Here is a 25,807-nt window from a genome sequence, read left to right as displayed (position 1 = left end):
TCCCATGCCCCGCTCCGACGACGCATCGCCGCCCGACCACTACGCGCGGCTCGGGGTGCGGCCCTCGGCCTCGGCCGACGAGATTCGTGCGGCGTACCGGAAAAAGGCGCGAGAGACGCACCCGGACCAGAACCCGGACGACCCGAAGGCCGCCGAGCGGTTCCGCACGATCAAGGAGGCGTATCAGGTGCTGGGCGACCCGGAGCGTCGCAAGTCCTACGACCGCGCCCGAAAGTCGCCACGGGTGCCGGAGGTGCTCCGGATCACGCAGCAGGCCCCGGCGGGCTGTGGGGGGTACCTCTGGCGGGTCTTCGCCGGCCTCGCCGCGGTCGGGGTGTTCTTCGTGCTCGAGGCCCTGGGCGTGTGGGCCGCCGACGTGTGGACCCTCTCGTTGGCCGTCGGCGGCGGGGCGCTCGTGGCGGGCCTCGTCACGGCCCTCGTGGCCCGCCACTTTCCGGACGAGGCCACGGACATCTCCGTTCGCCTCGACGCCCAGCGCGTCCGGATGCGGGCCGACGGCCGGACTGTCCTCCGCGTGGGATGGGATCGCGTGGGCCGGGTGGAGGTCCGGAACGGGGGGCAGATGGTGATGTGGGTGGATCCGGCCGCCGCACAGGGGCTTCACCCGGTGCCGCCCGTCCTCACGGCCGTCGACGACCGCCGCGACAGCGCGCTGCTGCGATTCGACCTGTCGGAAACCGACGTCCCGCAGCCTGTTCTCGTCTCGTTTTTGCGGGCCACCGATCCGATTCCGGCGCCCCCACCGGACGAATAGACCGCCCCGAGGGCATCCGGACCGCGCCCAGGCTGGACAAACTCACGGGCAGCCCGTATCCTTTCGGTGAAATACCGTCGTGCTCCGTTCCATCGCTGGCGCCCGGTCCGATGGCGCATTCGTCCGTTCCGTCCGACAAAACGAAAGGCCAAATCGAGGCCGCGGTCACCGAGGCCATTACGCAGTTCGAGCGGGATTATCTGGGCCGAGGGCCGAAGCAGGCGAAGTCCTTTGTCGTCGAGAACCTGGTCGTCGTCAAGCTGCAGGGCATTCTGAGTCCCGCGGAGCGCCAGTTGAGCCACGAGAACGGAGGGGTCGAGCTCATCAAGAAGATGCGCACCCGCCTGATTGAAAGCTCCAGCGAGGACCTGTCCGGCCTCGTGGCGGACGAGACCGGAATCGACGTCGTGAGCATGCACACCGACATCAGCGCCCGGACCGGCGAGCGCGTTTTTGTGTTCAGCCTCGACGCGGACCTGGAGGCGGCCCTGCAAAACCGATAAGAACCCCCCGTAAAGTTTCGGTGAGAGTGGGGAGGCCTCCTTGCTCCGTTCACAGACGGGTCCTATGTTTGCGTTCGGCTGATGAGACGAAACGCCCGTGGGGCGAGCCGGCTCCTCAGCTCCTTCATTCTGCTCCGGCATGCAAGCCGCGCACACGTTCGTCCCGAGCGGGTGCAACGACTGTAGGCCGACATTCAGCGCCCCGGTCGCGCTGCGTGTCGGTCTTTTTTGTTTGTGGGTTTGTTTGTGGGGCGCCCCGGGCGCACGGAGCAGTCTCCGAACGACATTGTTTGCATTGACCGTCGACCCTGGATGTCCCGATCCACCGCCTCGCGCCTGCCGCTCGTGTACACGCGCCTCACGTGGGGCCTCTTTGCCCTGAGCCTGGGCCTGCTCGTCTGGTCCCCCGATCCGGAGTGGGCCGGGGAGGGGCTCCTGCGGGCCGACGGCCTCACGCGTGTGATGGCGCTCGTGACGACCTTCGTGAGCGGCATCGTGCACAGCTTCTCGCGCCGCTACATGGCGGGAGCGAAGCGCCTGAACGCGTTTTACGGCCGCCTCTTCGGGCTGACGCTGATCGTGCTGGTGCTGACGGCCGCCAACCACCTCGTGCTGTTTGCGGGGGCGTGGGCGGCGATGGGCTGGGTGCTGGCCGATCTGATCGGGCACGTCCGGGGCTGGCCGCAGGCGCGGGCGGCGTCGCGGTACGCGCGGCAGCACTTCCTGGGGGGCAGCGCCCTGCTGGCGGGCGCGCTCGGGCTGCTGGGGGGCAGCGCGGGGGCGTGGACCATCAGCGGCGTGCTGGCGGCCACGGAGGCCCTCCCGACGCTCGTCGTGGCGGGGGCCGCCGGCCTGCTGCTCCTCGCCGCGATGGTGCAGTCGGCCCTGGTGCCGTTCCACCGGTGGCTGCTGTCCTCAATGACGGCCCCGACCCCGGTCTCCGGGTTCATGCACGCGGGCCTCGTAAACGCGGGCGGCGTGCTCCTCGCGCGGTTTGCGCCCGTTGTGTTCGAGGCCCCCGCCGTGATGTGGGCCATCGTCCTCGCCGGGGGCGTCAGTGCGCTGCTGGGGCAGGCCTGGATGCTCGTGCAGACCGACGTGAAGCGGCAGCTGGGGGCGTCCACGGTGGCCCAGATGGGGTTTATGGTGCTGCAGTGCGGGCTGGGCTTTGTGCCCGCCGCCATCGCCCACCTGATCCTGCACGGGTTCTACAAGGCCTACCTCTTCCTCGCGGCCGGGTCGGCGGTGGAGCACACGACACCGGACCGGCCCGAGGCCTCGGGAGCGGGCGCGCTCGGGGGACTCGTCACGGCGGCCGCGGCGGTTGGCGGGGGCGCCCTGTTCGCCGTCCTCACCGGCAAGTCGCTGACCGCCCTCAACAGCGGGACCGTCCTCACGCTCTTTGTGGTGCTGGCGGTTCTGCACGCCACCCGCACGCTCGTGCGGCGCACGTCGCTCTCCCCGGCCGTGCGCACCGCGCTCGTCCCGGCCGTCCTGCTGCCCGCCCTCGTGCTGTACGCCGGCGTCTACAAGGGCGTGGGGGCGCTCTTTGCGGACGTGCCCTCCGCCGTGGCCCCGACGGCGCTCACGCCGCTGCACGGCGCGCTTCTGGCCGTCTTTGTCGGGGCCTACATCGCCGTGGACCGCGGGTGGCACCGGGCCAGCACGCGCCTCTACGTGACGCTCCGCAACACCGCCCAGCCCCTGTCGACCACGCTTCTCAACAACCGCGACCAGTACAATGCCCATTGACCGATCGGTCGTGCGGGCCCGCATCGAGAACGCCGCCGAATACGTGGGCCCGCTCTGGCCCCTACAGACCTTCAACGCGGCCAATCCGCTCCTGGGCTTCGAGGACCAGCCCTTCGACCGGGCGGTCCAGAAGGCCGGCCAGCTCTTTGGGGGGCGGGGCTACCCGGGCCCGACGGTGTTCCGGCAGGCGTGGGAGAACGGCGAGATCGACGCCGACGTGCTGACCCGCCACCTCGCCGAACACGGCATTACGGAGCGCCCCGAGGTCCTGCTGGACCGGATGGACGCCGACGCTGCGGGCCGCGACGCGGTGCCCGCCGACCAGCCCCTCGACCGCGTGCTGACGAAGTGGCTCGCGGCCTTCCTGGACCAGGGGCAGGCCGCCTGGCCCATGCCGAACCGGGCGGACGGCTTCTACGCGGCCTGGCGGACGGTGGCCCCGTACGACGGCGACATCCCCGGCGTCGACCGCCCGTCGGACCTGCCCGGCACCGTGGTCGAGGCGTTCGAGGCGGTCCTGGAAAGCTACCCGGAGGCGCGCTGGGAGCCGATCTTCGTGCACCACCTGACGGCGCTGCCGGGGTGGACGGGCTTCATCAAGTGGCGGTCGCGCCGCGCCGACACGGCGTGGCAGGCGGCCCACCCCATCTCCCTGACCGAGTACCTGGCGGTGCGCCTCACCCTCGCCGATCGGATGGGGGCGGCCATCGCGCCGGACCGGACCGACGAGCTGCCGACGAACGGCACCGACCAGCCCGTCCTGCCCCGCATCTGGCTGCGGGCCTGGGAGGAGAGCTACCGCACGCGCCTGCTGGACGACCTGCGGCAGACGCAGCAAACGCCCCCGTCGGCGGTGGACGCGGGCCGCCCGGATGCCCAGCTGGTGTTCTGCATCGACACGCGGTCGGAGGTCATTCGGCGCCACATCGAGCAGCAGGGCCCCTACGAGACGCACGGCTACGCGGGGTTCTTTGGGGTGCCCATGCAGCATCAGCCCTACGGCACGGAGGCGCGGGTGAAGTCCTGCCCGCCGATCGTGGACCCGAAGCACCGAATTCTGGAGCGGCCCGCCGAGCCGCATCGGGCCCAGGCCGACCGCTACGACTGGTGGGCCCGGCTGCAGAAGGCGGGAACCACGCTCCTGAAGACGCTCAAGAAGAACGTCGCGGCGGTGTTCGGCTTCGTGGAGGGAAGTGGCGGCTTCTTCGGGGCGGCCATGGCGGCGCGGACGCTCGCCCCGTCCGGGCTGTCCCGCCTTGACGAGGCACTGGACGATTGGCTGCCGGGCCCGGCGTCCTTCTGCGAGCCGACCGTGGACCGGGCGCCCCCCGCCGACGCGGAGGCGGAGGAGGGCCTGCCCGTGGGCCTCGCCGACGAGGCGAAGGTGCTCTACGCCGAGGCCGCCTTCCGCCTGATGGGCTGGACGGACTCCTTCGCGCCGGTCGTCGTGTTCACCGGGCACGGCAGCCAAACCCCCAACAACCCGTACAAGGCGAGCCTCGACTGTGGGGCGTGCGCGGGCAACCCGGGCGGGCCCAACGCCCGCGTGCTCGCTGCGATCTGCAACGAGGACGCCGTGCAGGAGGCCCTGCGGGAGCGCGGGATCGCCATTCCGGACGACACCGTCTTTCTCGCCGGGCAGCACAACACCACGACCGACGAGATTGCTCTTTTCGTGGACGCGGACGACCCGCCCGTCGCCCCCGACGCGCTCGATCGCCTGCGGCGCGACCTGCACGCGGCCCAGGCCGACGCGGCCACCGAGCGGGTCCGCACCCTGAACACGTCCGTCGACGAGGGGCGCCCGGCGGCGGCCGTGCGGGAGACGGAGCGCCGGGCGGCCGACTGGGCGGAGACGCGGCCGGAGTGGGGCCTGGCCGGCAACGCCGCCTTCATCGTGGGCCCCCGCGCGCTGACGCGCGGGCTCGACCTCGACGGGCGGTGCTTCCTGCACTCCTACGACTGGGCGACGGACGACGACGGCACGGCGCTGGAAAACATCATGACCGGCCCGCTGGTGGTAGGGGAGTGGATCAATACGCAGTACTACTTCTCGACGGTCGACAACGCCGCCTATGGCAGCGGGTCGAAGGTAACCCAGAACGTGGTGGGCAAGCTGGGCGTGGTGCAGGGCAACGGGGGCGACCTGATGAGCGGCCTGCCCCTGCAGTCGCTGAAGGCCGACGACGAGCACGTCCACCACCGGCCGCTCCGCCTCATGGCCCTCATCCAGGCGCCCACGGACCGGGTGGAGGCCATCCTCGACCGCCACGCCGCCGTGGCCCACCTCTTCGATCACGAGTGGATGCACCTCACGGTCATGGATCCGGAGCAGGACGACGCGTTCGTGCACTATCAGCCGGGCGGGGGCTGGCACGCACGGCCCGCCCCCGACGCGTCGACGGCAACGAGGGCGCCGGCGTCCGCCGGGAGGCCGTCCTGAGGCGGGGAGACGCACATCGCACCCAGAGTCGAATTGAGACCGCACAGTCCCATGAGCGACGACACGAACCACGCGGACACGCAGCATACGCTGCACCCCCTCAAAAAAATCGAAATCATCGTGCGGGGGGAGAAAGAGCCCTTCGTGAAAGACCTCCTCGACGAGTCGACGGTGAGCGGGTACACGATCCACCACAACGTGACCGGCCGCGGCGAGCACGGCTTCCACGAAGGCCGCCTGCTCTTCAACGATCGGGACGGGCTGGTCATGTTCTTTGCCGTCGGCCAGGAGGAGGCGATCCAAACCATCGTGGACGGCCTCACGCCCCTCTTCGAGAAGAGCTCGGGCGTGATGTTTGTCTCCGACACCCAGGTCGTCCGGCTCGACAAATTCCAGCAGGAGGACTGAGCGCGTCCGGTCCGGATGTGGGAGGACAACTTTTGACCGATCTTCGCCCGCCGGCCCTTGATACAGGGCGGACTGTGAGGTACCCTTCCTCTACTATTTAGAACCGTTTTAAATTGGAGGCCGCCGCCACCGACGGTTCGCCGACTGCATCGAGCCTACGTCACCAACCTGTCTGTTCTGCCATGACGTCCCTTCGTGTCCTGCTGTCGCTCGTTGTCGCGGGCCTGCTGCTGCAGGCCGCCCCCGCCCAGGCCCAGGAACAGGTCTTTGGCGAGGAGGTGCTCGGTCCCGGGGTGAAGATGACCTTCCTGGTCGCGCCGGCCGGGGACGTGGAGCCGGCGGCCCAGAACCTGTCGGAGTCGCGCTCGGACCTGCACCTGGAGGTGCTGTCGGGCTGGACCGAGGCGGCGAGCGACGAGGTGGGGGCGCCCGCGGGCGGCTTCGTGCCGTACCTGCGCCTCTTCGCGACCGTCACGAACGAGGAGACGGGCCAGGTGAAGAAGGCGACGCTGGTGCCCCACGTGAACCAGACGGACAACTTCCACTACGCCCGCAACATCGCCCTGCCCGGCGCGCCCGACGACCCCTACACGGTGGCCTTCGAGGTGCACCCCCCGCAGACGCTCGAGCTGGCCACCCATAGCGACTGGCGCACGGCCTACGGCACCCAGCTCTTCGCCCCCGCAACGGTAACGTACAACAATCTCCAACTCGAAGAGATTGTGCGGGCAACGCGCTAGGCCGGCGGGCGTTTGGAAGGCCAGTGTCCGAAAATGCGGGCGCCGCGCCTCCGTGCCCACCCCTAGCCCCACGCCGTCGATACGCGATGCCGACCCCGCCCCGCCTCGCCCTCGAAACGAGCCTCTACGCCGACGACCTGGCGGCCGCCGAGCAGTTTTACGGCGACGTGCTGGGGCTGGACGTGATGCTTCGCACGGAGGGCAACCACATCACCTTCCGGTGCGGGCCGGGCGTGGTCCACGTCTTTGATCCGGCCGCGAGCCGAGACCGGGAGACCTTGCCGGCCCACGGCGCCGACGGGCCGGTGCACGTCGCGTTCGGGGTGCCGACCGACCAGCTGGCCGCGTGGCGGCGCCACTTCAATCGGCACGACGTGGCGGTGGAGGACACCGCGCAGTGGGACGACGGGAAGCGGTCGCTGTACGTCCGCGACCCCGCCGGCAACAGCGTGGAGCTGGTGAGCGACTCGCTCTGGAGCACCACGACCCGCGCCGAGCGGCTGCGGCGGGTGCGGCCCGTGCTCGACCTCGACACCGCCGAGTCGCGCCCCGTCGAGCAGTTCCAGAACGAAACGCTGCGCCCCATCCTGAAGCTGTTGAACCCGACGATCCTGCGCCTCGTGGCCGAGCGGCTGGCGCGCTACGGCGTCGGCTTCGCGGCGATGGACCGGGTCGACCAGCGCGACCGCCTCCGCAATCTCATGAAGGAGGACGGCCGCCTGAAGCGGACGCTCCTCGGCATGGTGGTGGGGCACCTTACCCAGGATGAGCTGGACACCTACCTTGCCCACAAGGATGAGGTGCGCCGCCGCACCGTGCCGATGCTCCTGGCCCGCGCACAGGATCAGATCGACGACATCGCGGAGCGGGTGCGCACCCAGGCCGAGGGCGCGTAGTGGCGTCGGGCAAGAGCCGGGCCCAGCCCGAATCGCTGATGCAGGCCTGATTCAGAGGTTGGCCTGCGGCGCACCGCGCTCGCCGATCCGCATTACCGCGAGGCGAGCGTGTCCGGCGCGATGGGGCCGGCGAGTTGGGCGTCGATGCGAATTGTGTCGCCGACGGTAAAGCCCATGAAGCCGGGGCGCTCGACGTCGAACCGGGTCAGGGACACGTCAAACTCGGCCCGTGCCCGCACCGTGTCGCCGTCCACTTCCACCGACACCGTGTCGCGCAGCGGATGGGTGCGGCCGTGGAAGGTCAGCTCCCCCGAGACGGCCCATCCGCCCCGGTAGCCCGAGGCGCCGCGGCCCCACGTCAGGGGCGAGAAGTCCGTGCCCCGAAAGGTGACGAACGGGTACGCGTCCGCCTCGGTCACGTCGCGCATGCCGCTGTCCCGCGTGCTGTTGCCGCTGTCGAAGGTGGCCACCGGAATGCGGACAACGGCGCGGCTGCTGTCGGGCCGATTGGGCCGCAGGATGAACTCCCCCTGGACGCTCCGGCTGGTGCCCCGCCAGTCGTGGAGGGGGGCCGTGCCGGTGTAGTGGACGACGCTCGCGGTCGAGTCGACCGTCGCGGCGACCTGCTGGGCGTGGGCCGACATGCTGCCGAGCCCGAGAAGACCGCCGACGAACACCAGCAGTGGGACGGCGGCGCGCAAGAGAGAACGCATGGCGTGAAGGAAGCGGTTGACAGATCGTGGACAAACAACCACGCGGACCGCCCGCCCGACGGTCCGGGACCGGAGGATGCACGAAAAGGCATAACCCCCTTTTTACCTCCGAGGGAGGCCGTAGCGACGGAGGGGAGCCTCCGGTCGTCCGCCCAGGGCCTCAGCCCCACCGGGCCGTTTCGACTCTCGCCGTCGATTTGTACATTCACAAACGCCTGTACGCCTTCGCCGCCCACCGCCCGTCCGCATGACCGTCGACGCCTTCATTGAGCGCTACCAAGAGACCGAGGCCTCCGAGCGGGGCGCCGCGCAGATGTTCTTGGGCGACCTCTGCGCCGTGCTCGACGTGCCCCGCCCCGATCCCCCACGGGCCGAGACCCGCAAGAACCAGTACGTCTTCGAGCGCCGCGTGGACTACCCCGACCAGGCGGACCGCGAGCGCGGCTTCATCGACCTCTACAAGCGCGGCTGCTTCGTGCTGGAGGCGAAGCAGGGGAGCGACGCGCCCTCCGAAACGGAAGGCGAGCGCCTCGGGGTGGAGGAGCCGACCCGCCGCTACGGCACCGCCCGCCGCGACCGACGCGAGTGGGAACGCGCGATGCAGCGGGCCAAGAACCAGGCCTACCGCTACGCCCGCGGCCTCCCCGACGAGGAGGGCTGGCCCCCGTTCCTCGTGGCCGTCGACGTGGGCTACTGCATCGACCTCTACGCCGACTTCGCGCGGCAGGGCAAAAACTACGTCCCCTTCCCCGACGCCAACGCGCACCGGATCTTCCTGGAGGACCTGCGCGACGAGGCCGTCCGCGAGCGGCTGCGCGCCGTCTTTGCCGATCCCCTCTCGCTCGACCCCACCCGCCGCTCCACCGCCGTCACGCGCCAGCTCGCCGAACACCTGGCCCAGGTGGCCGCCTCGCTCGAAGAGGACCACGACCCGGATCGCGTCGCGGGCTTCCTCATGCGGTGCCTCTTTACCATGTTCGCGGAGGACGTGGAGCTGCTGCCGCCCCGCTCGTTTACGGAGCTCCTGGAGCGCTGCCGCGGCACCCTCGACGCCGTCCCCAAGATCCTCGACAGCCTGTGGGCCACGATGGACGCGGGCGGGTTCGATGCCGCCCTCATGGAGGATGTGCGCGCGTTCAACGGGTCGCTCTTTGAAGACCACGACGCCCTGCCCGTCTCCGAGGCGCAGCTGGAGCTGTTGATCAAGGCCGCGGAGGCGGACTGGTCGGACGTGGAGCCGGCCATCTTTGGGACGCTCCTGGAGCGGGCGCTCGACCCCCGCGAGCGGCACAAGCTGGGCGCCCACTTTACGCCCCGCGCCTACGTGGAGCGCCTGGTGGTGCCCACCGTCATCGAGCCGCTGCGCGAGGAGTGGGACGCCGCCCAGGCCGCCGCCACCAAGCGGGAGGCGGACGGCGACGACGAGGCGGCCCGCGAGGAGATCGTGGCGTTTCACCGCCGCCTCTGCGACGTGCGGGTGCTCGACCCCGCCTGCGGCTCCGGCAACTTCCTCTACGTCACCCTGGAGCACCTGAAGCGCCTGGAGGCCGAGGTGCTCTCCGTGCTGGAGGACTACGGCGGGCAGCAGGCGCTCGACATGGAGGGCGGCTACCGCGTCTCGCCCGAGCAGCTGATGGGGCTGGAGGTGAACCCCCGCGCCGCCCAGATTGCCGACGTGGTGCTCTGGATTGGCTACCTACAGTGGCACTTTCGCACCCACGGCGACGCGGACCGCCTCGACCCGCCCCTGCTCGACGACATCGACAACATCCAGACGCGCGACGCGGTGCTGGCCTATGACAGCAAAGAACCGCGCACCGACGAGGACGGCGACCCGGTGACGATGTGGGACCGCCGCACCTACACAGAAGACCCCACCACCGGCGAAATGGTGCCGGACGAGTCCGCACAGGTGCCCGTCTACGACTACGAAAACCCCGAGCCCGCCGCGTGGCCCGAGGCCGACTTCATTATCGGCAACCCGCCGTTCATTGGAAACAAGCGGATGCGGGACGCACTCGGGAGCGGCTACACCGAAGCAGTGCGCGACGCCTACCTCTACAAGGTGCCGAAGAGCGTCGACTTCGTGATGTACTGGTGGTACAAGGCGGCGAAGGCGGTTCGCGGCAAGCTTGACGGCTGGGGCGAGGCTGCGGAGCGGTTTGGTCTCATCTCCACGAACAGCATTCGCCAGGACTTTAACCGGAGGGTTTTAGAGAAGCAGATGAAGGGCAGCCCTCCGGTGAGCCTCGCCTTCGCGATTCCTGATCACCCGTGGGTGGCTTCCGCGGACGGCTCCGACGTACGGATTGCGATGACGGCAGGCGCAGTGACCGATCAGCCCGGCACGCTGCAGACGGTGACGCGGGAGGAGCAGTCGAAGGGTATTCACTGGGAGGTGGAGCTTGCCGAACGAACTGGAAATATACTCGCAGACCTGACTGTCGGAGCGAATGTTACAGGCACCGATGATCTATTATCGAATGAGGATCTCAGCTACCGAGGCGTAAGCATTGTCGGGCGAGGATTTGTCGTGTCGAGGGAAAAAGCGGAAGAATTGGGGCTTGACAGGAAAGATGGACTCCAAAAACACATTCGTGAGTATCGTCATGGCCGTGATCTGACGCAATTTCCCCGCGGGAAAATGGTGATCGACCTCTTTGGGTTAGAGGTTGATGAGGTCAGAGAGAGATTTCCGAAGGTGTATCAGCATATCCTGGACCATGTCAAACCAGAGCGTGACCAGAAGGATCGTGAGCGTTTCAGAGAAAGGTGGTGGGAGTTTGGTTGGCCTCGACCGGATATGCGGAAGGCATTGCAGGAACTGAGTCGATACATCGCGACCCCGTACGTATCTAAGCACCACTTCTTTCAGTTTCTGGAGCACTCGATGCTACCAGATGATGCATTGGTAGTAATCGCATCAGATGATGCCTTTCACCTTGGTGTCTTGTCGAGTCGAATCCATGAAACTTGGGCGCTACGAGCAGGAGGAAACCTAGGGGTAGGCAACGATCCGCAGTACAACAATACGCAGTGCTTCGACCCCTTCCCCTTCCCGGCAGCCACGGAGTCACAGAAGGCCACGATCCGCGACCTCGGGGCGCAGTTGGACGCGCACCGCAAAGAGCGCCTCGACGCCCACGACGACCTCACAATGACCGCGCTCTACAACGTGCTCAAGAAAGAGCGCCGTGGCGAAGATCTCGATGCAGATGAGCGCACAATCCACAAGCAGGGGCTGGTCGGCGTCCTCCGCGAGCCGCACGACCGGCCGCCGGGCCTCACGCCGCGCGTTTAGGGCCGTCCGTGCCGTCATGACCCACGCGCACGCCCCGGATGCTTCCAGACACGACGCGGGCCAGTGTGCCCCACCAGGAGAACGTGTCTTGGTCGTCTTCCATAGAACGCGAATGGCACCCCCAAGTGCCGGTGCCGTGCCTGCATTTCTCGGACGAGCGGTCTCAACCCCATGGGCGATGACATTCAGCGCGACGCCGACGATCACGAGACGGTCTTCCGCACCGTCAGCGGGCTCGATGGCAAGAGCATGATCCACGAGCACGACATTCAGAAGGTGACCCCGACGAAGGTGTACGTGCACCAGAAGCCCCGAAGCGGGAACGTGATGGGGTTCTACAAAACCCGGCAGGGAGGGACCTACGTGCTGGACCGCCGAAAATTGGAGGAGAGCGGCCGGTACCGCACGGAATACGGGGCCACCCAGACCTCCTTCTACCTGGAGCGATCGGACGTGGAGGAGGAGGTCGAGACGCCCGGTCCGGAAGCGGACGACGAAGGGGCGGACGAAGCGGGGGCGGACGAAGACGGGCGCCGCCCGCCGGAGCCGGAACTGCGCCCGGTGCCCGTAGAGGCATTGGAGGGCACGGTCGTAGACTATTTTAAGCAGATTGCCTCGGACCTCAACAAAAACTACGACGGGGCGCTGACCAACAGGCTTCTGCTCGAAACGTCGCTGCGACAGTCGCTGCTGGATTTCCACATGCACGGCAAGGACAGCCCCCTGATGCAACAACTCGATTCCATTTCGATGGCGAGGGACGCGGCGCCGGCGGACCCGGACCTGCAGCCCATCCCGGTCGATCAGATGCACGCCGATCTGGTTGCCTACCTGAACAAGGCCGCCGCCGCCCTGGACGCCCGCTACGAGAAGGGCTTTCCCAAGCGGCGGCTGATTGAGGTCTCGCTCCGGCAGGTGTTTGCCGACCTGCGGATGTATCAGCAGGAGGCCGTGATGATCCGGTGGCTCGACGCGCTTCTGCTGGAGTGAGGGGCGCTTCCGCCTGTCTGGATCGCTCCTGCATGATCGAAGTGACGGCCGACGGCCGTGCCCGCACGGCGGCCCTGTAGGACATCACGTCCGGGACGAGAGTCGAATTCATTGCGGACGTGTCGAGGGGAAAGAACCCGTGGTCGACGTCCAGCACGACGCGTTCTCGGTGGGCACCACGCCAAGTAGGGGCGGACGGCCGGGCCGCCCCGGCGACGGGTCGGGCATCCGTGCTGCGGGCACTGCGTTCCGGCCGGGGGAAGCCCCAACGCGTTGGCGGTTGGAAGGGAGGCTCAGGCGAGGGACGGGGAGAAAAAGGCGTACGAATGGTTTTTGCAGGTGCTCTACACCCGACCCGCGTGGACCGACCACGCCTCAGCGTCCCGCGGCGTGTGTTGTCGGGGACAATCCTTGATCGACGTCCCGACCCGATCGTGCAGAATCGCTATCCTCCATGACGTCCGCCGTACGTGATCTCCTCTCCCGCCTCCGTCCCCGAGACGACCACCGCCCCGAAGAAGCGCGGCTGCAGGTGCAGGTGCACCGCCTGCTGAGCCTGCTCGGCGCGGGGCTTGTGGTCGGCTTCGCGCCGCTGTACGCCATTGCCATCCCCGAGGCGGTTGACCCGTTGTGGGCCCGCCTAATCATCGCCGGTCTCCTCCTGGCACTCTTCGGGGCGTCGTACCGATCGGCCCGCGTCCGGGCCGTCTACGTGACCTGCATGTGGGGCGTGCTGTACGTCATCGTGGGATGGTTCGCCGTCATTACGACCCTAAACCAGTTTGCCGGCGAGTATGCCGTGGGCCTGCTGCTCGTGTACGCGGTGCTGGCCGGAACCCTTGCGTTCGGGGCGGAGTCGGTCCGGGCGGTTCTCGCGTTTCTGGGCTACGGGGGAGGGCTAACCGGGCTGGGGGCGTTCCTGGAGCCGCGCCCGGAGACCAGCCCGCTCATCCTACTTGCGAGCATGGGCACCGTCGCCGTGGTGGAGACGGTGCTCGCGCAGGGCTGGTTGTGGATCCGAGAGACCGTCCACGAGCAAGAGGCCCGGCTGCGCGGCCTCACCAATAGCCTCCCCGGCGTGATCTTTCAATTTTTCGTGCGGGAGGACGACACCATCGGGTGCCACTTCGTCAGTGAGCACGCGGAGGACGTGCTCGGGGTGACGGCCGACCCGGACACGTTCCACGAGCGGTGCATGAACTGCATCCCCGAGCCGCACCGACAAGAGATAGAGCGGTCCATCAATACGGCCATCGACGAACAGGCGGACTGGGAATTCGAGACCCCGTTCGAGCGTCCGGATGGGGAGCGCATTTGGGCGCTTGGGGCGTCGACCCCGGAGCAGCGGGAGGGGGAGACCGTGTTCAACGGGGTCATCCTCGACATCACCGAGCGGAAAGAGGCCGAGCGGCGCCGACGGACCTACGAGGAGCTGAAGGAGAGCGCGGAAGACGGAATTGTGATCGCCGATGCGAACGGCGACATCATCGACTGGAATCCCGGGGCCGAGGCGATGTTTGGGTACGAGAAGGCGGCCATCGTCGGGCGCCCCATCGAGACGATCATGCCGGACCGCCACCGGGCGCCGCACCGCCGCGGCATGGAGCGGGTCCGGGAAACGGGCCGTGGGCGCTTCCTGGGCGAAACGGTAGAGCTGGAAGGGCTCCACCAGGAGGGGCACGAGGTGCCGGTGGAGCTGGCCCTCTCGAGCTGGGAGGCCGACCGGGAGCGGTTCTTCGGGGCCATCATCCGGGACATTACCGAGCGGAAGAACGCCGAGCAGGCCCTGCGCGAGGAGCGCGACCGCTTCGAAACGCTGTTCGAGTCGCTGCCCACGCCGGTGGTGCGCTGCGTGGCCCAGGACGACGGGGTCTTCGTCACGGACGCCAACCCCGCGTTCGAGGACACGTTCGGCCTCGCGACCACAGAGGCCGTGGGGGCGGAAATCAACCGTATGCTCGTCCCGGAGAAGGAGCACGACCGGGCGCGAGACTTTGATCGTCGGGTGCTGGAGGGCGGCGAAGTCCAGGCCGAGGTGCAGCGCGCGACCGCCGAGGGGAGGCGCGAGTTTCAGGTTCAGGCGATCGCCCGCCGTCCCGACGAGGGGCCGCCGGAGATCTACGCCATCTACACCGACATTACGGAGCGCAGGCAGCGGGAGCGTCGCCTCGACGCCGTCTTCAACCATACCTACCAGTTCACCGGCCTCATGGAGCCGGACGGGACGATGATCGAGGCCAACGACACGGCCCTTCGGTTTGGGGGGCTCGACCGGGCGGACATCGTCGGCACGCCGATCTGGGAGACCCACTGGGCCCAAACCAGTGAGGACTCGAAGCAGCGCCTCCGGGAGGCCGTCGAGCGGGCGGCCGAGGGGGAATTCATCCGCTACGAGCGGCCGATTCAGGGGGGCGACGAAGAGCGCATCATCGACTTTTCCATCCGCCCGGTGACCGACGCGGACGGGCAGGTGGAGCTGCTGATTCCGGAGGCCCGCGACATCACGGAGCGCAAGCGGCGCGAGGAGACCCTCCGGGCGGCCAAGGAAGAGGCCGAAGAGGCGAGCCGGCTCAAGTCGGCGGTCCTGGCGAACATGAGCCACGAGCTGCGAACCCCGCTCACCTCCATCCTCGGGTTTGCCGAGGCCATCGCCGACGAGGCCTCCGACGACGCGGGCCCCGTGCCCCGCTTCGCATCGCTGATCGCGAAAAGCGGCGAGCGGCTGCTCCGCACGTTCGACAATATACTCAACCTGTCCCGGCTGGAGGCGGAGCAGCAGAACGAACCGGCCGAGCCGGTCGACGTGGCGGCCGCGGCCCGCTCCGTCGCCGACGAGGTTCGAGATCAGGCCGAAGCGGACGACATTGCGCTCCGGAGAGAAGAGGGGAACGCGACGCTGCGGACCCGGGCCCCCGCGGATCAGGTCCCGATTGTGCTGCGTCACCTCCTTTCCAATGCGATTACGTACACCGAGGCGGGCGGCACCGTGTGGCTGCGCGTCGGTCGGGCCGGCGGCGACGTGGTCGTGGAGGTTGAGGACACGGGCATCGGCATGGACCCGGACGAGGTGCCGGCGCTGTTCGAGCCGTTTCGGCAGGCCTCGGAGGGCCTGGACCGTGAATACGAGGGCACCGGGCTGGGGCTGGCCGTCGTGCAGCGGGCGGTCGACCGGATGGGGGGAACCGTCGACGTGGCGACGGAGGAGGGAGAGGGGACGTGTGTGACGGTGGTCCTACCGGGAATGGAGCCCGCGAACGACGCGCCTTCGCCGGGGGAGGGGTAGTGCGGGCCCGGGGATCATCCCCGGCAGGCGTCTGTGGGGTTTTGTCCGGAATTGGGGGCGCCCGCGATGGGCGCGTTGCCGACGCGGCGCCCGATCCGACGCCCGATCCGGCGTGTCGCGCGTTTCTGCTTCTCGCCCCTGGCCCCGCCGTGGACATCCCGCCGCCCGAACGCGTCTCGCTCGACGTCAAGATGCAGCGGCTCAACATTGAGTGGGCCGACGGGCACGCGTCTGTCTTTCCGCTCGACGGGCTGCGGGAGGCGTGTCCGTGTGCGGAATGTGAGGGGCAGAAGGTCGAGCGCATCCCCAAGCCGGGGTTCCTTCACATCTTCCGCCAGACGAACCGCTGGAAAGACGTCCGGATCGAGAAGGCGGGCAGCGTGGGGCTGCGCATCACCTGGGACGACGGCCACCGCGGCGGCATCTACCGGTGGGACCGGCTCCGCGAACTGCAGCCGGCGGAGTGATGCGGAGGCGCCCTACCCGAGCACGCCGAAGCCGAAGCGGGCGAACGGCCAGAGGGAATACACGAGGGCCCCAACGACCAGCGCCGGGATGGTCGTGTAGATCGTCGCAATGAGTGCCGCCTTCATGTCGATGGCCATGAGTGGAAACAGGGCGTCGCCGTCCTGGCTGATGGCGTTGGCCGCCAGCGCGGAAAATGGGATCACCTCCTCGACGGCGTAGAGCTGCGCAAAGATGATCTGGGGGGTGCAGCCGGGCACGAGCCCGAGTGCCGCCCCCGCCGCCGGCGCAAACACGCCGGCCATCGTGGAGAGGGCCCTGAGGTCGAGGGCGAAAAGGCCCATGGTGTATTCGTAGAGGAGATAGCCCGCGAGCACCCACACCGTCACCATGGACGTCTCCATCGCGGCGTGCTGGAACGTCTCGTACGTGCTCCCGAAGCGGTCGCGGAGGCGACCGGCCCCCGCTTCGTCCATGTAGTGGCGGCCGACGAAGTAGAGGTAGAACGAGAGCACCGTGCCCGTCACCCCGGCGACGGTGAAGAGCCCGAAGAAGGTCGGGGCGACCTCGATGGCCACCTCCGGGGCCCCTCGGGCCAGGTACATCACGCCCGCCACGAGCCCTGCGGCCGCCACGCCCCACCAGAGGAGGTGCACGACGTGGCTAACGGTGGTCAGTACGCCGGATGCCCCACTCGTCGCGCCGGAGGGGCCGGAGGCGTCGGCCGGGGGCGGGCAGGAGGAGGCCGTGCCGGCGGGGGCGGCGTCTGGGGCCGGGAGGGCACCGTCGAGGCGGGCCGGGCCGGACCGCGCAACGGCCGCCGAGCCGGCATCCCCGGGGCGGGGCGCCTGCGGGGACCCCGCCGCCGCGCCGTGCCCCCCGGCGACCACGCTGGAGGCCGCGACCTCCCCCGGACGCATCACGGCCGCAACGCGCTCGACGGCCGCGTCGATGCGGCGGACGCCCAGCCCCCAGTGGTCGATGGCGTAGCCAAACGCCACGCTCGCGATGAAGGCCAGTCCGTAGGCGTACACCCCAGCCCCGGGCGCAATGGCGAGAATCACGAAGGCCGAGTCCCCGGCCGTGGCCCCGAGGGTGGCCACGACGGACCCGAAGCTGATGGTGCCGCGGATGTAGAGGGGCATCGCCACGATGGCCCCGCCGCAGCCCGGGGTCAGCCCGAGCAGGGCCCCGGCGACGGGCTGCATGCGCCGGTGGTTTCGGAGAAAGGTGACGATGCGGCCGCTGGTCCGGTACTGGAGGTAACTAAACAGCAGAACGGTCACCGCGACGAACGCGCTCACCTGCACAAACCCGTCCCGTATCGAGACGATCAGAATGTCGAGAGCGTCTTGAGCAGGCATGAGGCGGGGAAGGGGCGGACGCGAACGAGTCGGCGGTGCGCACCGTCTTGTGCGCGTGGGAACGGGCCTCGAGTTGTCAGGGGCAATACAATAATTTAGTTGTGGCTAAATCGTTCCGCGTGCCCCTCGGTGGGGGCGCCAGACCCGTCGCACCGGCCGGTTCCCGTTCGGCTACGCCTCGACGACGACCTTCTTTGCGACCGGGCGGCCGATGAGCTGCTCGGTCCCGTCGACCGCCACCACGAGCAGGCCGTCGAGCGGGCGCGTGTCGGCGACCTCGACGGTGGCGCCGGGGAGGAGGCCGCGCTGTTCGAGCAGGTCCAGCAGCTCGCCGTCCTCGTCGGCGACGTGGTCGATGGAGGCGGCGTCCCCCTTGGGGAGGTCGGCGAGCGACCGGGTGGGGAGGGCGTCCACGGAGCCGTCCCGGGCGGGAATGGGGTGGCCGTGGGGGTCGCGCTCCGGGTGGCCCAGCATTTCCTCGATGCGGTCCTCGAACCGTTCGGAGATGTGGTGCTCCAGAATTTCGGCCTCCTCGTGAATCTCGTCCCACGAGAAGCCCATCACCTCCTTCAGGTAGAGCTCCAGCAGGCGGTGGTGACGGAGCACCTCCAGCGCTACGGTGCGTCCCGGATCGGTGAGCGTGGCCCCCTCGTAGGCCTCGTACGTTAAAAACTCGAGCTCGCCGAGGCGTTTGATCATGTTCGACGCCGAGGCCGACGAGACGTCCATCGCCTCCGCGAGGGCACCGGTCGATACGGGAGCCCCCTCGTCGTCTTCGAGTTTGTAGAGGGCTTTGAGATAGTCCTCGATGGACGGGCTCCGCATGGGAGGAGAGCGGGTGTCGAGACAAACGAGAAAGACAGAAATAGATACGCCCAGAGGGAAGAGATGTTACCGAGCGGACGGGGCGACTGGGAAAATCGAGCGAAACGGATCCGACGGGCCGCTCCCAAATTCAATGAAATACCCGACATGCGTCCGGCATCCCTCGCTCTGGCCCCCTACGTTGCCTAACGTATTTGCGTCCCTCTGCCACGGACGACGGCCCGGCCCCAGCGCCGTGGCGTGGCGGGGGACGTCGTGCGCGCTTGCTGATTCACGTGTTTGCATTCCACCATGCCCGACGACGCCCCGTCCCTGGCTTCGATGAGCAAAGCCTACGACCCGTCCGACATCGAAGACAAGTGGTACGACTACTGGGAGGAGCACGGCTTCTTCGCGGCCGACGCCGACGGCGACGCCGCGTCGCACGTCATCATGATGCCGCCGCCCAACGTCACCGGGCGGCTGCACATCGGCCACGCGCTGCAGGACTCGATCCAGGACGCCCTCACGCGCATCCACCGCATGAAGGGGGACGAGACCCTCTGGATGCCGGGCCTCGACCACGCGGGCATCGCCACGCAGAATGCCGTGGAGGACGACCTCCGCGAGGCGGAGGGCAAGACGCGCCACGACCTCGGCCGCGAGGCGTTCGTGGAGCGGGTGCGGGCCTGGAAGGAGGAGTACGGCGACCTCATCCTGGACCAGAAGCGCACGCTCGGCGACTCCTGCGACTGGGACCGCCAGCGCTTCACGATGGACGAGGGCTTTACGCGGGCCGTGCAGGAGGTCTTCGTGCAGCTCCACGAGGAGGGGCTCATCTACCGCGGCGACTACCTGGTCAACTGGGACCCCGAGAACGAAACCGCCCTCTCCGACGAGGAGGTCGAGAACGAAGAGCGGGAGGGCCACCTGTGGCACGTCCAGTACCCGCTCGCGGACGCCGAGGACGAGTCCCTGACGATCGCCACGACCCGCCCCGAGACGATGCTCGGCGACACGGCCATCGCCGTGCACCCCGACGACGAGCGGTACGAGCACCTCGTGGGCGAAACCGCGATTCTGCCGCTCCTGGGGCGCGAAATTCCCATCATCGCCGACGAGCGGATCGACAGCGACTTCGGCACCGGGGCGCTCAAGGTGACGCCGGCCCACGACGAGACCGACTTTGAGATTGGAGAGGACCACGGCCTCGAGAAAATCACCATCATGAGCCCGACGGGCGCGATTAACGAACACGGCGGCCCCTACGAGGGCATGGACCGGTTCGACGCCCGCGACCGGATCGTGGAGGACCTGGAGGGGGAGGGCCTCCTGGTGAAGACGGAAGACTACATGATGAACGTCCCCCTCTCCGAGCGCTCGGAGGCAGTGATCGAGCCGCTCATCTCGCGGCAGTGGTTCGTGGAGATGGAGCCGCTGGCCGAGCCGGCCATCGAGGCGGTGCGCGAGGGCGAGATCGAGTTCTTCCCCGACCGCTGGGCCAACGAGTACTTCCGCTGGATGGAAAACATCCGCGACTGGTGCATCAGCCGCCAGCTGTGGTGGGGCCACCGCATCCCCGTCTGGTACCACACCGACGAGGAGGGCGAGCCGGACCCCGACCAGGGCTACGTCGTGAGCATCGACCAGCCGGAGGAGGGGATGGTGCAGGAGACCGACGTGCTCGACACGTGGTTCTCGTCCTGGCTCTGGCCGTTCGCCACGCTCGGTTGGCCGGAAGAGACGGACGACCTGGAGAAATTCTACCCGACCGACGTGCTCGTCAGCGGGTACGACATTCTCTTCTTCTGGATCGCCCGCATGATCATGGCGGGGTACGAGTTTACCGGCGAGCCGCCGTTCAAGAACGTCTTCATCACCGGCATGGTGAAGGACGCGCAGGGCCGGTGGATGTCCAAGAGCCTGGGCAACGGCATCGACCCGCTGGAGATGGTGGACCAGTACGGCGCCGACGCCACGCGCTTCACCCTCACGCTCCTTTGCGCACAGGGGCAGGACATCAAGCTCGCCCCCTCGAAGTTCGAGATGGGCCGCAACTTCGCCAACAAGATCTGGAACGCGTTTAACGTCTTTGGGCAGTTCATGGACCGGGACGACGCCGGCGTGCCCGTCCGCGACTACCAGCGGGAGCGCTCCTTCGACGAGCTGGAGCTGGTGGAGCAGTGGATGCTGCACCGCCTCCACACGGCGATCCAGGACGTCGACGACTCGCTCGACCGCTACCGCCTCAACGAGGTGGCCGAGCGCGTCTACGACGTGTTTTGGCGCGACTACTGCGACTGGTACCTGGAGCTGATCAAGCCGCCGTACGGGGCGGAGATGGAGGCGGACAAGATCGCCCTCGCGGCCGAGATCTACGAGACGCTGCTCGCGCTCCTGCACCCGCTGATGCCGTTTATCACCGAAGAACTGTGGTGGAAGGTGCGGCCGCGGGACGAGCACGAGGCCTGCATCGCCGCCGACTGGCCGACTGCCGACGACGAGCAGATGGACGCGGCCGCCGCCGAGACGTTCGAGCTCATCCAGGAGATGATCTCCGGCGTGCGCGGCATCAAGAGCGACTACGGCGTGGGCCTGGGGCAGGAGATTGAGGCCACGGTCAGCGTGCCCGTCGGCGACGAGGCCCTCGCGGACACCGTGCGGCGGTACGCCGACTACTTTGACAAGCTGGCGAGCGTGACGGACCTGACGGTGGAAACCGGGGCCGAGAAGCCCAGGGCGAGCGCCTCGGTCGTCGTGGGGCGGTGCGAGGTGTTCGTGCCGCTGGCCGGCATGATCGACCTGGACCAGGAGCGCGAGCGGCTCCGGGGCGAGATCGAAGAAAAGAAAACCTTTCTGGAGGGCGTGGAGCAGAAGCTCAACAACCCCCAGTTCGTCAACAAGGCGCCGGACGAGGTTGTGGAGCGCGAGCGCCAGAAGAAGAAGGACGCGACCGCCGAGCTGGAGCGGCTGCAGGACAACCTCGCCGACCTGGAGGCCGTGTAGCGGCCGCATGATTGTTTTGTAAACCCCGCGCTCGGCGGAGGGGCCCGGGGATCTGTGGGAGGCCGTGTGGTTTTCCTCCACGGTCAGCGCCAGAACGCAACCATTTCCGCCTCGCTGTTCTCCGACTGGCCCCGCTGCTCCTATGCCTCTCGCTTCCGGCTCGTCCGTGCGTTCGCTGATGCTGCTCGTTGCCGCCGTTGCGGGGATGGCCGTCCTCGGGGCGTGCGGGGGGAATGGAGGCGAGACCACCGACGCGACCGTGGTTGAGCCCCGCCTTCTGCAGACCGAAACGGGCGAGCGGATCTTTGCGGGCACGCTCGTCAACCAGGGCCGCGCCACCATCGGCATCGCGGAGGTGGAGGTGGCGCTCTACGACGGCGAGGGCTCCCGCATCGAGACGATGCGGATCCAGGTGCAGGACGTGCCCCCCGGTGACTCGGCCGCGTTCAACCAGACCGTCGACTCGGACCGGCCCATCCAGCAGGCGCAGGTGCAAAGCATTCTCAGTCCGTAGGCCCGTCGGGCTGCCTGCACGCCGGCGGGGCCCGTCCCGGGGGCATGGGGGCCACTGACCGGTAGGGGCGGCGACGGCGAACCCCGATCCGCGGTGACACAGTACGTCGCGGCGAGCCCCCTGCACTGCCACAGCACTGTCACATCCGCGCGCCCGTCCCGAACGGCCGCCCGCCTGGACGGCGACCCGCCTGGCCGACGAACCGGGCATTTCTACGCAGAACCGGTCGACATGGGCAGATCTGAAACCCACCCGCCCAGGCCGCGAGGCGCGCTAGTCACATCAACGGGGGCGCTCTTCTCTGGGGCCGCCCTCTGAGACCGCAGGCGCGCACACCAGCCAAGCAGCGCCGCAGGCGCGGCGGGCCCCACTTCCCTTCGTGCCCCGCCGACCCACCCACGCCGGCCAGGCGCCTTCCGGCACGGGCGGCCGTTCCCGGCCAGCGGGCCGAACCGAACAGAAAGAACGACGCCGAAGCACAAACGACACCCCTTCAGGACTCTCAAATGGGTTATTTATTGAATACCGAATACAAAAAAATAAATTAATCAATAAGGAATGGCACTTGCGAGATATAGTTTTATATAGGGCATTTTGAAACAGCAGATGGCCCCGATGCGCGTGCCGAAAATTCAAAAGAAGACGGTTTGCTGCCCGGGTCAGCCTTTACTCAATGCTCATGTTCCGGGCTTGAAATAGGCGCCCAATGATGTTTCCTTTTTAGCGGTTCCAAAGCTGAATACATCTCTGTGCGAATAGCGCAAGTCCCGCTATTTGCCTTTAAACTTCCCCCGCTCGCCCGGCGCACACCGGTGTGCAGCGGCAAACAGTGGTCGCTTCCGGGGATGGACACGACGGGCACGCGTTTTGCTGCCCTATTCTGTGAGGCGGACGAAGGCGGTTCGCCGGTGGCCACTACCACATCATCCATCGCTTTTTTAGCACAAACGCTGTACGTATGAGCAAGCTACAAAACTGGTCAAATACATTAGTACTTCTCATTGCAACCCTGGGGGTTGGGCTCGTCGTGAGTGGGTGTGACTCCGGCGGCACCTCCCCGGACTCAAACAACCTTGGTGACGTGAGCGGGGCCATTACCGGCCAGGTCATCGACAACGCAAGCTCCACTCCCATTGAAGGGGCGAAGGTCGTCGTGGCCGTCGGGTCCCTGGATGCCGACGGAGAGTCCTTCAGCGCGACGACGGGCGCAGAAGGTCGATTCGCCATCACGGACCTGCCCGCGACCACCGCGGACGATGGGTCGAACACGGGCGAAGACCCGTCTGCCAAATACGGAATCCGCGTGGAGACGCCCGATGGCAGCAACTACCGGGACGCCTACCGCGGCCAGGTTGAGCTCGCCTACGGCAACAACGAGACCGGCGCGGTTGAGCTGGGCGCGAACATCACCTTCCCGCTTCAGAAGAACAACGGCTCGCTGTCCGGGCAGCTCGGCGTGACTGGTTCCGACGCACCGCTCCGCAACACGGAGCTGCGCGCGTCGCAGACGATCAAAACAGGATTTACCGCCGAGGGCGATGCGACGTCCGGCATCCTCACGGTAACCACGACCACCACGACCGACGAGCAGGGATCCTTCACGTTCGAGAACCTCGTAGTAGGTGAAAATGTCGACCTGTACGCGCGGTTTGACAACAATACAGAGTCGACTGTTGCAACCCAAAAGTCCATCCCGGACGAGGGCAGCGCGGCTCCGGTTGAGGCGTCCGTCTCTGCTCCGGCCCTCACCGCGACGCTGGACCCGGCCCCCGGTACGGACTTCGGCACGACCGAGCCGGAATGGACGCTGACGTTTAACCGTCCGGTGGCGGGCGTGACCACGGACGACGTTGCGGAGGCGCTTTCCATCGACGAGTCCAGTATAAGCACGAAAGCCGTCGATGAGAGTGGCAACGTGGAGCTGGACGTGAGTGCCACGACGACCGAGAGCGGCGCGATCGAAAGCGTGAGCTGGAGCGTCGCCGAGCCGCTCAGCGATGGCATTGAGTTCCGGGTCGGGTATGGAAACCTCTTCGACGATATCGTCGGTGCGCAGTACGGCGTGGGCCTCTCAGAGGTAAACGATACCCGTGTGCGGAGACTCCCGGCTCTGCTGAACTACTCGATTGGCGCCAACACGAACGCGCCCGCCACGCCGGCCATCGGCGAGGACGGCAACGTGCAGGTGAGCAATGTCCCCGAGACCATCGACTACGACGTGCCCGGCGTTAGCCCGAACCTCACGATCAACGTGGACAACAGTGGGGCGCCGGTGAAGGAGTACCAGGTCTTCGCCCGCACTGTTGAGGACACCGAAGACCGTGGACAGGCGCCTCAGTTCGAGCTGAAGGAGACGATCTCCGCCGAGAACGTCGAGTTCGGCGAGACTAGTGGATCTGTCACGTTCAGTGGCAACCCGCTCCGCACGAATGTTGAGGGCACGTACGGCCCCATCGAGTGGAAAATCCGGGCCGTGAGCATCAACAACGTCGAGGGCGACTTCTCCGAGACCCAGGAGATTGCCGACAACGACTCGCTCGACCTCAGCGGCGCCCAATACGCCGATGTTGACAGCGACGGCGATGATGAGCTGGAGGTCACGTTCAGTGAGCCGGTTTCGGACATCAGCGCCGGCGACGCCGGTACGGACTACTTCATCATCGAGGACGGTTCTAACGATCCGACCGCCCTTGGTGAGGTTGCGGAGGTCAACAACAGCATCAATCCGGCAACTGCGAGGGTTGTCGTCGAGCTTGGTGACGACGGCAGCAACACCGCCAACGACGAGTTGACGGTCAGGGAAGCGGGATCGGACAACTTCGTGACCGACCTTGCCGGCAACCCGATCAAGGTCGAAAGCGACGCCAATACGACCAGCCTCTAACGGCAGGCGTCCTGGCATCTGAGCGGCCTTTCCGCTCAGTAGCGCACAACGAGAAAGGGTCCGGGCCGGCGACGGCTCGGGCCCTTTCTGTATGTGGGGCGTGCGGGGCGAACGGCGGCGGGGCCGTGAGCCCGGCGGCCCGGCCCAGCCGGCGACAGCCCCGTGGCGCTCCGCGGGGCACGGGCGGGCCGCTTTTTTGGTGAAGGGACTGGGGGGACGCGCCGAAAACAAACTGTGCGTCAATGCCTTCATGGAATCGGCCGAGGGGCGAAACTACGGACGCCCCCAAATTTTTCCCATGTTGCCAACACCGAATGAGGCCAAATCGCGAGCCGACACACACTGCGTCGTCGACCGCCCGGCCCGGCGCGATCCGTTCGCCGTCTCTCGGCCTCGTGTGGGCCCTGGGGCTCGTGGGCCTGCTCGTGGGGGGCGCCTGTGCCGGGCCCAACGGCGAGGACGCCGCCCCCACGCTGGTGACCTACGAGGTCGGAGGGGAGCAGGACCTCTACTCCGACGGCGACGCCTACGGGCATCGGGTGCGCATCGCATTTGATCGCCGCTACGTGCTGTCCCGGCTCGTCTACCGCACGACGGACGACGGATACACCCTGGATACCATGGAGATCGGCCGCGATCGTCTGTCTCCGCCCGGCTTTGACACCTTGCGGGTGCGCGTGGGCGCCCTGGCATCCGACTCGATTCCTGCCCGGCTTCCGGCAGTGAATCCTCACGATGTTTCGGTTCGGACGCCGGCCTCGTCCGTCGTGTTGAAGGCCCGGCCCGCCCCCGCCGCCGACCGGGTGTCGGTGCGGGCGAACATGGGGGCGGACCGGGAGCACTACCCCTCGTCGTTCCTGCGTCTCCACTCGGCGTTGAACCGGCTTCTCGACTCGACGATGCTCCCGGAGGCGTCCGGCTCGTAGCATGGTTGTCTCTCCTCTTCGCGTTTTGCATCCTGCCCCG

Annotated in this window: 18 protein-coding genes; 15 read left to right on the top strand and 3 right to left on the bottom strand. The window is 67.7% G+C overall.

The genetic code is table 11. The features are described 5' to 3' along the window. Window positions 1-4 precede the first annotated feature (4 nt). The 7 genes from OJA40_RS15370 to OJA40_RS03825 all read left to right on the top strand — a co-directional run bounded on the left by OJA40_RS15370 (window position 5) and on the right by OJA40_RS03825 (window position 7,517). On the top strand, window positions 5-775 hold the full coding sequence (locus OJA40_RS15370) for a J domain-containing protein (RefSeq protein ID WP_208425910.1): 771 nt from the start codon (window positions 5-7) through the stop codon (window positions 773-775). Window positions 776-885: 110 nt separating this feature from the next. Then, entirely contained in the window at window positions 886-1,278 is a 393-nt protein-coding gene (locus tag OJA40_RS03850; RefSeq protein ID WP_263790869.1) for a Na-translocating system protein MpsC family protein, read from the top strand. 312 nt (window positions 1,279-1,590) lie between these two features. After that, window positions 1,591-3,030, top strand: coding sequence for a proton-conducting transporter transmembrane domain-containing protein (locus tag OJA40_RS03845; RefSeq protein ID WP_263809975.1), 1,440 nt, complete (start codon window positions 1,591-1,593; stop codon window positions 3,028-3,030). Next, the gene (locus OJA40_RS03840; RefSeq protein WP_263809974.1) at window positions 3,020-5,473 is read left to right on the top strand and encodes a DUF2309 domain-containing protein; all 2,454 of its coding nucleotides are present in this window, start codon (window positions 3,020-3,022) and stop codon (window positions 5,471-5,473) included. Before OJA40_RS03845 ends, OJA40_RS03840 begins: the two co-directional genes overlap by 11 nt. 51 nt (window positions 5,474-5,524) lie before the next feature. Then, window positions 5,525-5,881, top strand: coding sequence for a P-II family nitrogen regulator (locus OJA40_RS03835; protein ID WP_011404784.1), 357 nt, complete (start codon window positions 5,525-5,527; stop codon window positions 5,879-5,881). Window positions 5,882-6,063: 182 nt separating this feature from the next. Continuing rightward, on the top strand, window positions 6,064-6,621 hold the full coding sequence (locus OJA40_RS03830) for an iron transporter (RefSeq protein WP_263790859.1): 558 nt from the start codon (window positions 6,064-6,066) through the stop codon (window positions 6,619-6,621). 86 nt (window positions 6,622-6,707) lie between these two features. Beyond that, the gene (locus OJA40_RS03825; protein WP_208427274.1) at window positions 6,708-7,517 is read left to right on the top strand and encodes a VOC family protein; all 810 of its coding nucleotides are present in this window, start codon (window positions 6,708-6,710) and stop codon (window positions 7,515-7,517) included. Between the two features lie 92 nt (window positions 7,518-7,609). On the opposite strand, the gene OJA40_RS03820 is transcribed toward OJA40_RS03825, so the two are convergent. Next, window positions 7,610-8,230 (bottom strand): YceI family protein, encoded by a 621-nt coding sequence (locus OJA40_RS03820; RefSeq protein ID WP_208427273.1) that lies wholly within the window; start codon window positions 8,228-8,230, stop codon window positions 7,610-7,612. Between the two features lie 247 nt (window positions 8,231-8,477). On the opposite strand from OJA40_RS03820, the gene OJA40_RS03815 reads away from it, so the two are divergent. From OJA40_RS03815 to OJA40_RS03800, 4 genes are all read left to right on the top strand, one after another. Next, the gene (locus tag OJA40_RS03815) at window positions 8,478-11,531 is read left to right on the top strand and encodes a class I SAM-dependent DNA methyltransferase (RefSeq protein WP_208427272.1); all 3,054 of its coding nucleotides are present in this window, start codon (window positions 8,478-8,480) and stop codon (window positions 11,529-11,531) included. 171 nt (window positions 11,532-11,702) lie between these two features. Then, on the top strand, window positions 11,703-12,521 hold the full coding sequence (locus OJA40_RS03810; RefSeq protein ID WP_208427271.1) for a hypothetical protein: 819 nt from the start codon (window positions 11,703-11,705) through the stop codon (window positions 12,519-12,521). A gap of 454 nt (window positions 12,522-12,975) precedes the next feature. Then, window positions 12,976-15,804 carry a PAS domain-containing sensor histidine kinase gene (locus tag OJA40_RS03805; RefSeq protein WP_208427270.1) on the top strand — a complete coding sequence of 943 codons (2,829 nt, stop codon included), beginning with the start codon at window positions 12,976-12,978 and terminating at the stop codon, window positions 15,802-15,804. Window positions 15,805-15,953: 149 nt separating this feature from the next. Continuing rightward, window positions 15,954-16,271 (top strand): DUF971 domain-containing protein, encoded by a 318-nt coding sequence (locus OJA40_RS03800; RefSeq protein WP_263809973.1) that lies wholly within the window; start codon window positions 15,954-15,956, stop codon window positions 16,269-16,271. A gap of 12 nt (window positions 16,272-16,283) precedes the next feature. On the opposite strand, the gene OJA40_RS03795 is transcribed toward OJA40_RS03800, so the two are convergent. Continuing rightward, on the bottom strand, window positions 16,284-17,633 hold the full coding sequence (locus OJA40_RS03795; protein ID WP_263809972.1) for a putative manganese transporter: 1,350 nt from the start codon (window positions 17,631-17,633) through the stop codon (window positions 16,284-16,286). A gap of 171 nt (window positions 17,634-17,804) precedes the next feature. Next, the gene (locus OJA40_RS03790; RefSeq protein ID WP_263792115.1) at window positions 17,805-18,458 is read right to left on the bottom strand and encodes a metal-dependent transcriptional regulator; all 654 of its coding nucleotides are present in this window, start codon (window positions 18,456-18,458) and stop codon (window positions 17,805-17,807) included. A 291-nt stretch (window positions 18,459-18,749) separates the two neighbouring features. On the opposite strand from OJA40_RS03790, the gene OJA40_RS03785 reads away from it, so the two are divergent. The 4 genes from OJA40_RS03785 (at window position 18,750) to OJA40_RS03770 (ending at window position 25,767) form a co-directional block, all read left to right on the top strand. After that, entirely contained in the window at window positions 18,750-21,443 is a 2,694-nt protein-coding gene (locus OJA40_RS03785) for a valine--tRNA ligase (RefSeq protein WP_263809971.1), read from the top strand. Between the two features lie 142 nt (window positions 21,444-21,585). Continuing rightward, on the top strand, window positions 21,586-21,957 hold the full coding sequence (locus OJA40_RS03780) for an FxLYD domain-containing protein (RefSeq protein ID WP_263809340.1): 372 nt from the start codon (window positions 21,586-21,588) through the stop codon (window positions 21,955-21,957). 958 nt (window positions 21,958-22,915) lie between these two features. Further along, a complete protein-coding gene (locus OJA40_RS03775) occupies window positions 22,916-24,841 on the top strand; it encodes a carboxypeptidase-like regulatory domain-containing protein (RefSeq protein ID WP_208427239.1) in 1,926 nt (641 codons plus the stop codon). Between the two features lie 314 nt (window positions 24,842-25,155). Beyond that, entirely contained in the window at window positions 25,156-25,767 is a 612-nt protein-coding gene (locus tag OJA40_RS03770; protein ID WP_208427240.1) for a hypothetical protein, read from the top strand. Window positions 25,768-25,807 lie beyond the last annotated feature (40 nt).

The sequence above is a fragment of the Salinibacter pepae genome (genome assembly GCF_947077775.1).
Classification (GTDB): domain Bacteria; phylum Bacteroidota; class Rhodothermia; order Rhodothermales; family Salinibacteraceae; genus Salinibacter; species Salinibacter pepae.
Note: the sequence above shows the minus strand (reverse complement) of the source record. Positions and strands in the feature narration are given on the sequence as shown.